The organism is Enterobacter sp. EC_50, from assembly GCF_019584525.1.
GTDB lineage: Bacteria > Pseudomonadota > Gammaproteobacteria > Enterobacterales > Enterobacteriaceae > Enterobacter > Enterobacter roggenkampii.
The window spans coordinates 20331-38460 of record NZ_VDAF01000032.1; the positions used below are offsets into that span (position 1 = coordinate 20331).

The following is an 18130-nucleotide window of genomic DNA, read 5'->3' on the forward strand; positions in this document are numbered from 1 at the left end:
TTTCCCAGGGATAGCTACATCCGTCTGGTGGACATATCCACAGGAATCCGCACACCTGCAAGGAGAGAAATATGAGTAACATAAAGGTTGTTGATGTCATCATTCGCAAAACGGCGGAGAAAACGAAATTAACCGGCGAAGGAAATTTGTCGGTCTCTATTTCCTCCCCGAGCGTGATTGAAATCCAGGGTTCTGCTCAGGATGTGGTGCGATATGTCCGCCAGGGTAAAGACCTCCTCATTTATATGAAAGATGGCAGCGTGATTCGCTGCAATAACTATTTTGTTGAAGATCCTGAGACGCACAACCAGTCAGAGCTGGTGTTCAACGATCGTCAGGAACTGACGCATATTTCTTTTGCCGATACCGGGGAAGCGTCAGGCGTGGCGGTGACCGAGCTAACCGCGCAGGCCACACCGATTAGCAGCATTCAACCTTTCCTCGAGCAGGGAAGCGTCTTAAGCGACGCCCCGTGGGGCTGGATTGCGGGAGCTGCATTAGGCGGCGGTGCCATCGGGGCGCTGCTGGCAAACGGCGGCGACGGCGAGACTAAAACAAAAGTTATTGATAATACGAAAGAAGTGGAAAGCGCCACGCCAACCTTCCTGCTGTCGGATAAAGCGGGCGACAAGCAGGGCGTGCTGACAGCAAACGCGATCACGGACGACAACACGCCAACCTTTAGCGGTACCGGCCAGCCGGGCGCGACCATCCAGATCAAAGACAGCAGCGGCAGCACCATCGCCAGCGCCATGGTCGGTAAAGAGGGCACCTGGACGGTAAAATTACCGACCCAGACGGACGGGGAACACACCTGGTCGGTGGTGCAGATCGACGGCAGTAAAACCACCGATGCGGGCAACATTACCGTAACGGTCTCGACCGCCGAGGCTGCCATTACGCTGGCTACCACGGCGGGCGACAACGTGCTTAACGCCAGCGAGCAATCCGCGGGCTTTACGCTCTCCGGTGCCAGCAAGAATCTGGCGCAAGGTACCGCACTCACCGTGACGCTGAACGGTAAAACCTATACGACGGAAGTGGGGGCTGACGGGACGTGGAGTGTTAACGTGCCCGCGGCTGACGCGCAGGCCCTGGGCGATGGCACCTGGACGGTCAACGTCATCGGCAAAGACGCGACAGGTAACACCGTGAGCGGCAGCCAGACAATCGGCGTGGATAGCGTCGCGCCAACCCTCTCTGTCGATACCCTCGCGCAGGACAACATCATTAATGCCGCCGAGCACAGCCAGCCGCTGACGCTGACCGGCAAAACGACTGCGGAAGCCGGTCAGATCGTCACGGTCACGCTGAACGGTAAAAACTACAACGCCACGGTGGGCAGCGACGGTACCTGGTCCGTCACGCTTGCTGCGGACGACGTGCAGGCGCTCAACGAGGGTAATCACACCCTGACGGTGAACGTCAGCGACAAAGCGGGCAACGGTTCGTCTGTCACCGCAGATTTCACGGTGGATACCACCGCGCCGGTGGTCACCATCGATACCGTGGCGGGCGACAACATACTGAACACCAGCGAACAGGGCCAGGCGCAGATTATTTCCGGGCAGACGAGCGGCGCGTCGGCAGGCGATGTGGTCACCGTGGCCGTTGGCGGCCAGTCCTTCACCGGCGTGGTGCTGGCGGACGGCAGCTGGAGCGTGGGCGTTCCGGCATCCGTGCTGGGCGCGCTGGGTGAAGGCAACCACACGATTTCAGTATCCGTGACCGACGCGGCGGGCAACACCGGCAGCGCCACGCACGGTATTACGCTGAGCGGCAACCCGCCAGAATTTACGATTGACGCCATTAGCCAGGACAACGTGCTGAATGCCCAGGAGGCGATGCAGCCGCTGAGCCTGACCGGTACCAGCAACCTGCCTGACGGCAGCGCCATTACCGTGACGCTGAACAACGTCAGCTATCAGGCCACCGTTGAAAACGGCATCTGGGCGGTCCAGGTGCCGGTTTCCGACGTGCTGAATCTGGCGAACACCCTCTACACCGTCAGCGTCAGCGGCACTGACAGCGTGGGTAACAGCGGCTCTGCCGGGGCGACGCTGCTGGTGGATACCGTGCTGCCGCAGGTGATCATCAACACCTTTGCGGGCGACAACCTGGTCAATAACGCCGAAGCGGGTGTCGATCAAACCCTCAGCGGTCGCGTTACCGGCGCGGCGGCGGGCGATACCGTTTCTGTCACCGTGGGCGGCAAGAGCTACACCGCCACGGTGGGCAGCGATCTGACCTGGAGCGTGAAAATCCCGTCAGCGGATCTTAAGGCGTTCGGCGACGGCGATTTAACCTTCACCGCGTCGGTGACCAATTCGCACGGCAATACCGGTACCGGCGAGCGCGATATCAACATCAACGCACAGCTGCCGGGCCTGCGTGTGAACACCATTTCCGGCGATGACGTGGTCAACGCCATCGAACAGCAGCAGGATCTGACCGTCACCGGCGTCAGCACCCACCTGGCCGCGGGCACGCCGATCGTCGTCACCATTAACAACGTCGAATATAACGCCGTGGTTACCGCCAGCGGCGGCTGGAGCATTGGCGTTCCTGCTGCGGACCTGCAGGCCTGGACCGCGGGAGAGGTGACGGTTAGCGTCAGCGCAAAAGATGCCTGGGGCAATACCGTTGCGGCTGAACACCCGATTGAACTCGATCTCAACGCCGTGGCGGTCACCATTGATACCGTCTCCGGCGATGACCTGCTGAATGCGGCAGAAAAAGGTGCCGATTTAACTCTCTCCGGAAAGACGCAGGGCGTGGAGGCGGGGCAGACCGTGGTGGTGAAATTCGCCGACCAGACCTTTACCGCCCAGGTGCAGCAGGATGGCTCCTGGAGCCTGACCGTGCCCGCCAGCGCCATGGAAACCCTGATCGACGGGCGCGCGCAGGTGAGCGTCAGCGTCACGAACGTCAACGGTAACAGTGCCGACGCGTCGCGCGTGGTCACGGTGGATACGCTGCCGCCGGCGATTACCCTCGATAACCTCACCAGCGATAACATCATCAATGCGGCAGAGGCGCAGCAGGATTTAGCCTTAAGCGGCACCAGTACTGCGGAACCGGGCCAGACGGTCACCGTGACGCTGAACGGCAAAACGTATCAGACCACGGTTCAGACGGACGGAACCTGGCAGCTGATCGTACCGGCGGCTGACGTCGGTGCCCTCAACGATGGCATCGTGACCGTGACGGCCACCGTAAGCGACGTGGCGGGCAACAGCAGCAGCGCCGACCGCGTGGGTCTGGTGGACGCGACCGTGCCGCAGGTGACCATCAACCACTTCGTCACCGACACCAATACCGTTAACCAGCTCGCCCATGCACAGGCTCAGATCCTGAGCGGCTCCGTCACCGGGGCGGCAGCGGGCGATCGGGTGACTATCACTATTAACAGCGTCGATTACACCACCGTGGTGGATGCGGCGGGCAACTGGAGCCTTGGCCTGCACGCGTCTGTCGTGCAGGGGCTGACGGACGGTACCTGGACCATCGACGTCTCCGTGACCGACCGATCCGGCAATACCGGAAGCAGTTCACTGGATGTGGTGGTGAATACCGTGACGCCTGTTATCGGTATCAACACGCTGGCGGCGGACGACGTGATCAACGCGACCGAGAAGGGCGAAGATCTGCAGATTTCCGGCACCAGCAACCAGCCGGAAGGCACGACCATTACGGTGACCCTGAACGGCGTTCACTACACGGCTACCGCTGACGCCAGCGGAAACTGGAGCGTAACCGTTCCGGCGGCAAACGTCTCGGCGCTGGGCGAAGCGAATTACACCGTGACGGCGAACGTCACCGATAGCGTCGGCAACAGCGCCTCAACCTCGCACGATGTGCTGGTGGACAGCTCGCTGCCGGTGGTAACGATCGACACGCTGGCGGGCGACAATATCGTTAACGCGGCGGAAGTGGCGGCAGGGCAAACCCTGACCGGTAAGGTGACAAATGCGGAGCCAGGTGACACTGTCACGATTACCCTTGGCGGCCAGACCTTTACTGCCACCGTGCAGGACGATCTCACCTGGAGCCTGCCGTTAACCCAGAGCCAGTTGACCGCGCTGGGCAACGGCGATCTCACCGTATCGGCCAGCGTCACCAACGCGCACGGCAATACCGGTTCTTCTTCGCTCGACTTCACCATCGACGCCCAGCTTCCGGGGCTGCGTATTGATACGGTCGCAGGCGACGACGTGATCAACGTGATTGAGCACGCTCAGAACCTGATTGTGTCCGGCACCAGCACCGATCTGGCGGCGGGCAGCGCCGTCACCGTGACCATCAACGGAAAAGCGTATTCCGCAACGGTGCTGGCGGACGGCACCTGGCAGGCGGCGGTACCGGCGGCGGACGTGTCCCAGTGGGCAGATGGCTCGCTGGATATCAAGGCAAGCGCGCAGGATGCCTCCGGCAACCCGGTGGCTATCGGGACCGTCGTGGACGTCGATCTCGCGCCGGTTGCCATCACCATCAGCAGCGTGACCGACGACAACGTCCTTAACGCAGCGGAAAAAGGCCAGGATCTGGTGCTGTCCGGCACCACGTCCAACGTTGAAGCGGGCCAGACCGTCATCATTACCTTCGCAGGAAAAACGTACACCACGACGGTGGATGTCAACGGCGACTGGACCTGGACCGTTCCGGCTGCCGATCTGAGCGGCCTGAAAGACGGCGACGCCAACGTGCAGGTCAGCGTCACCAACGTGAACGGCAACGCCGCGTCTTCGGCGCAGGCATTCAGCGTCGACACCACCGCGCCGACGGTGACCATCAACACCATCAGCGGCGATAACATGCTGAATGCGGCAGAGGCGGCGCAGGATCTGACCCTGAGCGGGACCTCTACTGCCGAAGCGGGCCAGACGGTCACGGTGACCTTCAACGGCAATCAGTACACCGCGCAGGTGCAGGCGGACGGCAGCTGGACGCTCGACGTGCCTGCGGCCGATCTCGCGGGCATCACCGACGGCGGCGTCGCGGTCACGGCGACCGTGTCCGATAAAGCAGGTAACCCGGCCAGCGCGGGCTCATCGGTGCTGGTGGACACCACCGTACCGCAGATTAGCTTCAACATCGTCGCGGGCGACGACATCGTGAATATTGCCGAGCACGGCCAGGCGCTGATCGTCTCCGGTAAGGTCACGGGCGCGCAGGCGGGCGACGTGATTACCGTGACCCTGAACGGTAAAGATTACACCGCCATGCTGGACGCGTCCGGCAGCTGGAGCGTGGGCGTTCCGGCGGCGGACGTGGGCGCGCTGGTCAACGGCGACCAGACGATCTCCGCGACCCTCACCGACAAAGCCGGTAACAGCGCCACTGCGACGCACGAATTTGACGTCTCCCTGACCGCGCCGGTGGTCGCCATCAATACCCTGGCGGCTGACGACGTGATCAATGCGGCCGAGAAAGGTCAGGATCTGCAGGTGTCCGGCACCAGCAACCAGCCGGAAGGAACCGCCATTACGGTGACCCTGAACGGGATTAACTATACGGCCACCACCGACGCGAGCGGGAACTGGAGCGTGACCGTTCCGGCGGCACACGTCTCGGCGCTGGGCGAAGCGAGCTACGCCGTGACGGCGAGCGTAACTGACGCCGCGGGCAACAGCGCGAGCACCGGCCACAGCGTGCTGGTTGACAGCGCGCTGCCGCAGGTCACCATCAATCCGGTCGCAACGGACGACGTGATTAACGCGGCGGAAGTGGCTGCCGGACAGACCCTGAGCGGGAAAGTGAGCGGTGCGGCGAGCGGTGACACTGTCACTATTACCCTCGGCGGCAATACCTATACCGCGACGGTTCAGGACGATCTGAGCTGGTCGGTCAACGTGCCGTCCTCGGTCTTAACCGCCATCGGTAACGGCGATCTGACGGTGTCAGCCAGCGTCACTAACGGCCACGGCAACACCGGCACCGGCGAGCGCGACATCACCATTGATGCCAACCTGCCGGGCCTGCGCGTCGATACCGTGGCGGGCGACGATGTGATCAATAGCATTGAACACGCTCAAAATCTGATTATCACCGGTTCCAGCGACGGTCTGGCAACGGGCGCGGCGCTGACCGTCACCGTCAACGGCAAAACCTACGCGGCCACCGTACTGGCGGACGGCACCTGGACGGCGGCCATTCCGGCGGCCGACGTCAGCGCGCTCGGCGCGGGCACGGTTACCGTGAAGGTTGAAGGTCATAGCGCGGCGGGCAACCCGGTTTCCATCAGCCATGACGTGAAGGTGGATCTGGCGACAGTCGCCATCAGCATTAACCCGATTGCCTCTGACGACGTGATTAACGCGGCGGAGAAAGGCGCGGACCTGGTGCTGTCCGGCTCCACCACCAACGTGGAAGAAAACCAGACCGTTACCATCACCTTCGGCGGCAAATCGTACACCGCGACGGTGGATGCCGACGGCAACTGGACGGCCACCGTGCCGTCTGCCGATTTGGGCAGCCTGAAGGACGGCGATGCCAGCGTGCAGGTGAGCGTCACCAACGTGAACGGCAACAGCGCGTCGGCAGGCCGCGAGTACAGCGTGGACGCCACCGCGCCGACGGTGTCTATCGAGATTGTCAGCGACAATAACATCATCAATGCGGCCGAGGCGCAGCAGGATCTGGTCGTTAATGGTGTAACCAACGCCGAAGCGGGCCAGACCGTCACCGTGACCCTGAACGGCGTGGACTACACCACCACCGTGCAGGCAAACGGCAGCTGGAGCGTGACCGTGCCTTCCGCGGATGTCGGCGCGATTACCGACGGTAACTACACCATTAGCGCGGCGGTCTCCGATAAGGCGGGCAACCCGGCCTCTGCGGATCGCGACGTGCTGGTCGATACCACCGTCCCGCAGCTGACCATTCACACCGTGTCCGACGACGACGTGATCAACAGCGCCGAGCACGCGCAGGCATTGATTGTCACGGGCTCCGTGACCGGCGCGGCGGCGGGCGACGTGGTCACCGTCACCCTCAACGGCAAATCGTACACCGCCACCCTGGATGCCTCCGGCAACTGGAGCGTGGGCGTGCCTGCGGCAGACGTTACCGCGCTGGCCGCCGGGGATTACACTATTACCGCGGCGCTGACCGATAAAGCGGGCAACAGCAACAGCGCCACGCACGGTGTGGCGGTGAACCTGACCGCGCCGGGGCTGACCATTGACACCGTTTCCGGTGACGATGTGATCAACAGCACCGAGAAAACCCAGGATCTGACGATCTCCGGTACGGCGTCCGGCCTGGCGGCAGGCGCGGTAGTGACCGTGATGCTCAACGGCAAAGCGTACAGTGCGCAGGTGGACGATAACGGAAAATGGACCACCACCGTTCCGGCGAGTGAGGTCGGTCAGCTGGGCGAGGCGCTTTATACCGTCACCGCCTCGGCGACGGACAGCGTCGGCAACAGCACCCGCGCGTCGCACACGGTAAACGTGGAGTCCGTTCTGCCGGGCGTGATTATCAACACCATAGCGGGCGACGACGTGATTAACGCCGCCGAGCTGGCTGCCGGCCAGACCATCAGCGGTAAGGTGGTGAATGCCGAAGCGGGCAACACCGTGACCGTGACCATTGGCGGCAACCGCTACACCGCAACGGTGCAGAACGATCTCACCTGGTCCGTCGATGTGCCGGAATCTGTCCTGACCGCCCTGGGCAACGGCGATTTGACGGTGACCGCCAGCGTGACAAACGGCGTCGGCAACAGCGGATCCGCTGAGCGCGATATCACGATCGATGCTAACCTGCCGGGCCTGCGCGTGGATACCGTGGCGGGCGACGACGTGATCAACAGCATCGAGCACGGGCAGAATCTGATTGTGACCGGATCCAGCGATGGCCTGACCGCAGGTACCACCTTGACCGTCACCGTAAACGGCAAAACCTACCCGGCCACCGTGCTGGCCGACGGCACCTGGCGTGCGGCCATCCCGGCTGCGGATGTGGGTGACCTGGCAGCAGGTACGGTCACCGTGACCGTTGCAGGCCAGAGCACCGCCGGTAACCCGGTTTCCATCAGCCACGATGTGACGGTGGATCTGGCGACCGTTGCCATCAGCATCGATGCGATTGCCGCTGACGACGTGATTAACGCCGCCGAGAAGGGCGCGGATCTGGTGCTCTCCGGGGCGACCTCGAACGTTGAGGAAAACCAGACCGTTACCATCACCTTCGGCAGCAAGAGCTACACCGCAGCCGTAGGCGCCGACGGCAAATGGACGACCACGGTGCCAGCCGCCGACCTGGCGGGTCTGAAAGACGGCGACGCCAGCGTGCAGGTGAGCGTCACCAACGTGAACGGCAACAGCGCCTCGGCGGGACGTGAGTACAGCGTGGATGCCACCGCGCCGACCGTCACGATTAACACCCTGGCGACGGATGATATTCTGAACGCCGCCGAAGCGAAGAGCGATCTGACGGTTTCCGGTACCAGCACCGCCGAAGCGGGCCAGACGGTCACCGTGTCGCTGAACGGCAAAGACTACACCACCACCGTCAGCGCAGACGGCAGCTGGACGCTGAACGTTCCGGCGGCCGATCTGGCAGGATTAACCGACGGCAGCGTCACCGTGACCGCATCGGTCAGCGACAAGGCGGGTAACCCGGCGTCCGTGGACCACAACCTGACGGTGGATGTGACCGTTCCTGCGGTCACTATCAACACCATCGCGGGTGACGATGTGATTAACGTGGCTGAACACAGCCAGGCACACGTTATCAGCGGCACCGCCACCGGCGCGGCCGCGGGCGATAAGGTGACCGTCACCATCGGCGGCCAGACCTACACCACCGTGCTGGACGCGGCGGGGAACTGGAGCGTGGGCGTCCCGGCGAGCGTGATTTCCGGCCTCAGCGACGGCACCGTGACCGTCACGGCGTCCGTCACCGACGCGGCGGGCAACACCGGCACCGGCAGCCATGACGTGACCGTCGATACCGGTCTGCCGTCCGTGGCCTTCAACGCCATCAGCGACGATAACGTGCTGAACGCGGTGGAAAAAGGTCAGGATCTGAGCGTGAGCGGCACCAGCGCCAACCTGGCGGAAGGCACCGTGGTGACCGTGACCCTGAACGGCAAAAACTACACGGCGACGACGGCGGCAGACGGTACCTGGAGCCTGACGGTTCCGGCGGCGGATCTGGCCGGTCTGGGTCAGGCCAACTACACCCTGAACGCGACCGCCACCAACGGCGTGGGCAACAGCGTCAGCAACACCGCGAACCTGCTGGTGGACACCGCGCTGCCAACGGTCACCATTAACACCGTGGCGGGCGATAACGTCATCAACGCGGCGGAAGTGGCCGCAGGCCAGACCCTGAGCGGCACCGTGGCGAATGCCGAAGCGGGCAATACCGTGACCGTGACCATTGGCGGCAACAGCTACACCGCAACGGTGCAGAACGATCTGACCTGGTCTGTCAACGTGCCGTCTGACGTGCTGACGGCGCTGGGTAACGGCAGCCTGAGCGTGACGGCGACCGTTACCAACGGCCACGGTAACACCGGGACCGGCGAGCGCGAGATCGCTATCGACGCTAACCTGCCGGGACTGCGCGTGGATACCGTGGCGGGCGACAATGTCGTCAACAGCATCGAGCACGCGCAGAACCTGATCGTCACCGGCTCCAGCGACGGGCTGGCGCCGGGCACGACGCTGACCGTCACCGTCAACGGTAAAGACTATGCGGCGACGGTGCTGGCGGACGGCAGCTGGAGCGCGGCTGTTCCATCAGCGGACGTGAGCGCGTGGCCGGAAGGCACCGTCAAAATCAGCGTTACCGGCGACAGCTCAGCGGGTAACCCGATTACCATCAGCCACGATGTGACGGTAGATCTGGCGACCGTTGCCATCAGCATCAATCCGATTGCGACCGACGACGTGATTAACGCGGCGGAGAAGGGCGCGGATCTGGTGCTCTCCGGTGCGACTACCAACGTGGAAGCCGGGCAGACCGTGACCATCACCCTGAACGGCAAAATCTATAGTGCGACAGTAGACGACAGCGGCAACTGGACCTGGACCGTACCGTCTGCGGATCTGGCTGGCCTGAAGGACGGCGATGCCAGCGTGCAGGTGAGCGTCACCAACGTGAACGGCAACAGCGCCTCGGCGGGACGTGAGTACAGCGTGGATGCCACCGCGCCGACCGTCACGATTAACACCCTGGCGACGGACGACATTCTGAATGCCGCCGAAGCGAAGAGCGAACTGACCGTGTCCGGCACCAGCACCGCCGAAGCGGGCCAGACGGTCACCGTGTCGCTGAACGGCAAAGACTACACCACCACCGTCAGCGCGGACGGCAGCTGGACGCTGAACGTTCCGGCGGCCGATGTTGCGGCCCTGACGGACGGCAGCGTGACCGTTACCGCATCGGTAAGCGACAAGGCGGGCAACCCGGCATCGGTTGATCACAACCTGACGGTGGATGTGACCGTTCCTGCGGTGACCATCAATACCGTGGCGGGCGACGATGTCATTAACCTCGCAGAACACAGCCAGGCGCACATCATCAGCGGTACCGCCACCGGTGCGGCAGCGGGCGATAAGGTCACCGTCACCATCGGCGGCCAGACGTATACCACCGTGCTGGACGCGGCGGGGAACTGGAGCGTGGGCGTTCCGGCAAGCGTGATTTCCGGCCTCAGCGACGGCAGCGTGACCGTCACGGCATCGGTTACCGACGCGGCGGGCAATACCGGCACCGGCACGCATAACGTGACCGTCGATACCGGTCTGCCTTCGGTCAGCTTCAACGCCATCAGCGACGATAACGTGCTGAACGCGGTAGAGAAGGGTCAGGATCTGCGCGTCAGCGGCACCAGCGCCAACCTGGCAGAAGGCACCGTGGTGGCCGTGACCCTCAACGGCAAAAACTACACGGCGACGACCGCGACAGACGGCACCTGGAGCATGACGGTCCCGGCGGCGGATCTGGCGAGCCTGGGCGAAGCCAACTACACCCTGAGCGCGGCCGCGACCAACGGCGTGGGCAACAGCGTGAGCAACACCGCGAATCTGCAGGTGGATACCGCGCTGCCGGGCGTCACCATCAACACCATCGCGGGCGATAACGTCATTAACGCGGCGGAAGTGGCCGCGGGCCAGACCCTCAGCGGCAAGGTAACGAACGCGGAAGCGGGCAATACCGTCAACGTGACCATTGGCGGCAACACCTACACCGCAACGGTGCAGAACGATCTGACCTGGTCCGTGAACGTGCCGGAGTCCGTCCTGACGGCGCTGGGCAATGGCGATTTGACCGTGTCAGCAACCGTCACCAACGGCCATGGCAACACCGGGACCGGCGAGCGCGAGATCGCGATCGACGCTAACCTGCCGGGCCTGCGCGTTGATACGGTAGCGGGCGACGATGTGATCAATAGCATCGAACATACTCAAAACCTGATCGTCTCCGGCACCAGCGACGGGCTGGCGGCAGGCACAACGCTCACCGTGACCGTCAATGGCAAAACCTATGCGGCCTCCGTGCTGGCAGACGGTTCCTGGAGCGCGGCGATCCCGGCGGCAGACGTCGCGGCCTTCGCAGCAGGTACGGTCACCGTGACCGTTGCAGGCCAGAGCGCGGCGGGCAACCCGGTGACCATCAGCCATGACGTGACCGTCGATCTGGCGGCGGTGGCTATCAGCATCGATGCGATTGCCACCGATGACGTGATTAACGCGGCGGAAAAAGGCGCGGATCTGGTGCTCTCCGGCAGCACGTCGAACGTGGAGGAAAACCAGACCGTTATCGTTACCTTCGGCGGCAAGACGTACACCGCGAAGGTGGATGCCGACGGTAACTGGACGGCCACCGTGCCTTCCGCCGATCTCGCGGGCCTGAAGGACGGTGACGCCAGCGTGCAGGTGAGCGTCACCAACGCGCACGGCAATAGCGCCTCGGCGGGCCGCGAATACAGCGTGGACGCCACTGCGCCAACCGTGACCATTGATACGGTCGCAGGCGATAACGTGATTAACGCCAGCGAAGCGGCTGCGGGCGTGGCCATTTCCGGCACCACCACGGCGGAAGCCGGGCAGACGGTCACCGTGACGCTGGGCGGGAAGAGCTATACCGCCCAGGTGCAGCAGGGCGGCGTCTGGAGCGTGAACGTGCCGGGCAGCGATCTGACCGCACTGGCGGATAGCGGCTACACCGTGCAGGTGAGCGTGAGCGACGCCGCGGGGAACCCGGGCAGCGCGGGTAAGACGATTACGCTTGATACCACGCCGCCGACCGTCAGCTTTAACGTGGTGGCGGGCGATGACGTCATTAACAGCGTGGAGCACGGCCAGGCGCAGATCGTCAGCGGGTCGGCAACCGGCGCGAACGTCGGTGATAAAGTGGTTATCACCCTCGGTTCGCACCAGTACACCACCACCGTTGATGCCAGCGGCAACTGGAGCGTGGGCGTTCCGGCCAGCGTGATTTCCGCGCTGACCGACGGCACCGTGACCCTCAGCGCGACCATTACCGACAGCGCGGGTAACAGCAGCACCCAGACCCATGACGTGGTGGTCAACACCGCCTCCGTGGCGCTGACGGTGAACACCGTTAGCGGTGACGACGTCATCAACGCGGCTGAAGCCGGTTCGTCACTGGTGATTAACGGTTCCAGCGCGCAGTTCGCCAGCGGGACCCAGGTCACCGTGACCCTGAACGGCAAGACCTATACGGCTACGATCCAGAGCGACGGCACCTGGACGACCACCGTACCGGCCGCCGACGTGGGCGCTCTGGCCGATGGCGCACGCTATCAGGTATCGGTGTCGGCACAGGACAGCGCGGGCAACAGCGCGTCGGCAACGCACGGCATCAGCGTGGATACCACTGCGCCGGTGGTGAGCATTGGGACGCTGTCGGTTGACGACATGCTGAACGCCGCGGAAGCGCAGCAGCCGCTGACCGTGCACGGATCTTCCAGCGCGGAGGCGGGTCAGACCGTTACCGTGACGCTGGGAGGAAAAACCTACACTGCGCTTGTCGGCAGCGACGGCACCTGGACGCTCGACGTGCCGGCAGCCGACCTGGCCACCCTGAGCCAGGGTGCGCTGACGGTCACCGCCTCGGTCAACGACAAAGCCGGTAACAGCGGCCAGACCACGCACACCTTAACGGTGGATACCGTCGCGCCAACCGTGACCATCAGCACCGTGGCCGATGACGATATCGTCAACAACGCGGAGCAGCTGGCGGGCCAGACCATCCGCGGCACGACCACGGCGGAACAGGGCCAGACGGTGACCGTCTCCTTCAACGGGCACAGCTATCAGGCGACCGTCGGGGCGGACGGATCGTGGTCGGTCTTCGTGCCGGGCCGTGATTTCCTCGGCCTGAGCGACGGGGAGTACACCATCACCGCGTCGGTGAGCGACAAGGCGGGCAACCCGGGCAGCGCAACGCACGACGTGACGCTGAACGGCGATGTTCCAACCATCACCATTAACGCCTTTGCGCAGGACGACATCGTCAACGCCGCCGAGCACGGCACGCCGCTGGTCATCAGCGGCACCACCGATGCGCCGGCAGGCCAGACGGTGACCATCACGCTGAACGGTAAAACCTATGCGGCTACCGTCCAGAATGACGGTACCTGGAGCTACACGGTGGGAAGCGCTGACGTGGCCGCGCTGGCAGACGGCGGTTCTTACGTCATTAACGCGCAGGTGAGCAACACCATCGGCAACAGCGCCAGCGATAACCATACCGTCACGGTGGATCTCACCGCGCCGTCGATGGGGATCAGCATTGATTCGCTGCAAAACGACACCGGCCTGAGCGCAACGGATTTCATCACTAACGACAGCCAGGTCGTCGTCAACGGCTCGCTGACCGCGCAGCTCGGCAATAACGAGAAGGCGCAGATCAGCCTCGACGGCGGCGTCACCTGGATCGACCTGACCGTGACCGGCACCACCTGGCGCTACGCCGATGGCCGCACCCTGACGGACGGGACGTATCAGTACCAGGTCCGCGTGATTGATAACGCGGGCAACGTGGGGGCCACGGACAGCCAGGACGTGGTGATTGACCTGACGAAGCCTGCGGCAACCACCATTACCGTGGATTCCATTACGCAGGATACCGGCCTGTCCGGCAGCGACTTTATCACCAGCGACAACCAGATCAGCCTTAAAGGCACGCTCGGCGCGTCGCTGGGCAGCGGCGACCACGCGCAGATCAGCCTTGACGGCGGCGTCACCTGGATCGACGTCAGCGTCAGCGGCCTGAGCTGGACGTACGTCGATGGGCGCACGCTGGCCGACGGGGATTACAACTACCTGCTGCGCGTGATTGACGATGCGGGCAACATCAGCGCCACCGCCTCTCAGGTGGTGACCATTGATACGGTTGCACCGGACGCCAGCAAAACGATCGCCATCGACAGCATCAGCGACGATACCGGCCTGAGCAGCAGCGACTTTATCACTCGCGACACGTCCCTGACGCTGCACGGCTCGCTCGGCGCGACGCTGGCCGACGGCGAATACGCCCAGATCAGCCTCGACGGCGGCGTCACCTGGCAGAACGTGATTGTCACCGGCAACAGCTGGTACTACGTCGATAGCCGCACGCTGGGTAACCAGACCTATGACTACTACGTTCGCGTGGTGGATGCCGCCGGTAACGTGGGAGCCAGCGCCCATCAGCAGGTGACCGTCGATACGATTGCTCCGGATGCGGCGATCACGGTGTCGGTGGATAACATCACCGTGGATACCGGCTTCGACAATAACGACTTCCTGACCAGTTCGACCTCGTACACCCTGCACGGAACGCTCGGCGCTGAACTCGGCGTGGGCGAGTACGTGCAGGTGAGCATGGACGGCGGCACGACCTGGGTGTACGCCACCGTCAGCGGCACCCAGTGGAGCTACAGCGATACGCGTACCCTGACCGACGGCAGCCATAACTATCAGGTGCGGGTTGTCGACCAGGCGGGTAACGTCGGGGCCACCACCTCGCAGGCGGTGACGGTGGACACGCAGGCGCCGCAGTACGGCGTTACCATCGACAGCATCAGCGACGATACCGGCCAGTCCGGGAGTGATTTCATCACCATGGACACCACGCTGACCATCAACGGTTCGCTGGGCAGCGCGCTGGCAAACGACGAGCGCGTGCAGATCAGCCTGGACGGTGGGAATACCTGGCTCGATACCACGGTCACCAACCAGCGCTGGAGCTACACCGATACCCGCGATCTGCCTGATGGAGACTACACCTACCAGGTGCGGATTATCGACCAGGCGGGCAACGTGGGTTCCACCGCGTCTCAGGTCGTCACGGTAGACACCACGCCGCCGACCACGGTCGGTACGGTCGTGAGCTATACCGACGGCGAAGGCGAGCGTCAGGGCACCTTTGGCAGCGCGGTGGCAACGGACGATAACTCGCCGCTGATCAACGGGACGCTGAACCGCGCCCCGGACGACGGCGAGATCGTGCAGCTTTACCGTGACGGGGTTCTGCTCGGCCAGGTGACCATGAACGGCAGCGCAAGCTGGTCCTTCCAGGACAACGGCCTGAGCGACGGGAATCACACCTACATCGTGCGCGTCACCGACAGGGCCGGAAACTACACGGAATCGGACGGCTTTGTGCTGAACGTCGATACCAGCATTCCAACCACCACGGCGGCGATTACCGCGCAGACCACGTCGGATACCACCCCGATTGTCAGCGGTACCGTCTCCGCTGACCTGGTGAACGGTGAATACCTGGTGGTGACGGTGAACGGCAAAACCTACACCTCCCAGACGGGCGGTGCGGTGGTGGTCGACCCGGATCACAACACCTGGTATCTGCAGATCCCGGACGGCGATGCGCTGGGCGTGGCGAGCTACAGCGTGACCGCGCAGGTGAAGAGCAGCGCGGGTAACGGCAATACCACCGGTACGGCGACCGGCAGCCTGGTGATTGATACCACCTCGGTGAACACCGACTGGGCAACCACGGCGGGGAACAGCAACAACTCCACCATGACCCTCGGCATGAACAGCAGCGGTCTGTGGAATATCATCGCTAACGGCCAGTCTTACTCCAGCAGCGATAGCTCGACCTATGCCGGCAATACGCTGACTAACACCCGTAACTACTACGTGGTGAGCCAGACCGCCGCCGACTTTGACCGTAACGGCACGCAGGACATTTTCGCGACGGAAAATACCTACGCCGGGTCAACGCAGGTGATGTGGACCTACGATGGCAGCACCTATAACGCCAGCCAGCTGGCAATGGGCACCACCATCTGGTACGGCGGCGTGATTGCCTACGATAAAACCGGGGATGGGTATCTGGACCTGGCGTACGGTGACTCCGGCGCGGACTCCATTACCTATCTGATCAACAAAAACGGGGTACTCTCGCCTGACGGCACCTACGGCGGCGCGGGGTTCTGGGGACAGTTCACCACCATGCGTGAAATCTCCGGCGTCGATATTAACAATGACGGCACCGTGGATGTGGTTCAGCACACCAACCGCAGCGGCGCGTACTCGTTAACCGTGATCAACAACAACGGCAACGGCACACTCTCCATCGGTCAGAACCTGACGAACGTGTTTGTGCCCAATGCCTCGAATACCACCACGGCGGCGTCCATGACGTGGGCGGACTTCAACGGCGATGGCTACATGGATCTGTACCTGGGCAGCAGCTACAACAACAACGGCGGGGTGATCTACTACAACGACGGTACCGGGAAGTTCTCGGCCACCAAGAGCGCGGTGGAGGCGTCTAACGCAGCGGCGGGCTATCTGTCGGTGGCGGTGGACTGGAACGGCGACGGGCAGATGGACATCGTCAAGCTCAGCACCTACGGCGGCTCGCAGACGGCGACGCTGTTCACCAACAACGGCTACGGCTCCACCTGGACCGCCAGCCAGCTGGCGTCCGGCATTGCTTACGCCACCGGCGTGGCGGCAGTGGACTACAACTGGGACGGCGCGCAGGACCTGCTGGTCTCTCAGCAGAACGGCAAGGTGGTGCTGGTGCAAAACAGCAAAACCATTGCTGACGGCACCGCGATGCATCTGCACATTGTCGACAGCGAGGGCATCAACGCCTACTACGGCAATACGGTCAACCTCTACAACGCCGCGGGCGTGCTGGTGGCCTCGCAGATCATCAACGCCCAGTCCGGTATCGGGTCGAACGATACGTCCGCGCTGGTGAGCTTCTACGGGCTGGATCCGAATGAAACCTATTCGGCCGAGATCCTGAAGATCACCAACGGCGTGTCGGATAACGTCACCTGGAGCGGTCTGGAGGCGGGCAACGGCAAAGAGGGCTACGTCCTGACGGCCGAAGCGGCCACCGGCGGCCACAGCGGAACCATTACCGGAACCGGGTATAACGACACCTTCATCGCCGAAAATGGCACGTATACCTACAACGGTTCCGGCGGCTGGACTACCCATTCCGACCATGACACCTGGAGCAACACCGGCGGGATGGACGTGGTGGATTACCGCAATGCGACCTCTGGCGTGACCGTTGACCTGCGCCTCTCAACCGCGCAGGACACCGGCTTCGGCACCACGCGTCTGCTGAACATTGAAGGGATTAACGGCTCGGATTACGACGACGTCATCACCGGCAACAGCGGTGATAACCGGTTCGAAGGCCGTGGCGGAAACGACACCTTCAACATCGGCAGCGGCGGTCACGATACGCTGCTCTACAAGCTGATCAACGCTTCGGATGCCACGGGCGGTAACGGTCACGACGTGGTGAACGGCTTTACGGTCGGCACCTGGGAAGGGACGGCGGACACGGATCGTATTGACCTGCGCGATCTGCTCTCCGGCAGCGGCTATACCGGCACGGGCTCGGCGAGCTATGTGAACGGCGTGGCCACGCTGGACAGCGGCGCGGGCAATATCAGCGATTACATCCGCGTGGTGCAGAACGGCAGCAATACCGAGATCCAGGTTGACCTGGACGGTACCGGCGGTCAGTTCTCGCCAACCACCCTGGTGACGCTGAACGGCGTGCAGACGGATCTGGCGACGCTGCTGGCGAACCATCAACTGTTAATTGCGTAAAACAACGCCGCGGGGAGCGATCCCCGCGGCCTTTTGGCGTTTCTTTAGACGAA

1 protein-coding gene is annotated in these 18130 nt (G+C 63.2%); it reads left to right on the forward strand.

Going from position 1 to position 18130, the window contains the following annotated elements; translation table 11 throughout:
* Nucleotides 1-71 precede the first annotated feature (71 nt).
* Nucleotides 72-18077: an Ig-like domain-containing protein gene (locus FHC48_RS20685; protein WP_220420582.1), complete on the forward strand. Its 18006-nt coding sequence runs from the start codon at nucleotides 72-74 to the stop codon at nucleotides 18075-18077.
* Nucleotides 18078-18130 lie beyond the last annotated feature (53 nt).

Excerpts from the sequence above, each read along its gene's own strand:
- FHC48_RS20685 (WP_220420582.1), top strand. The coding sequence starts at position 72 with ATGAGTAACATAAAGGTTGTTGATGTCATCATTCGCAAAACGGCGGAG.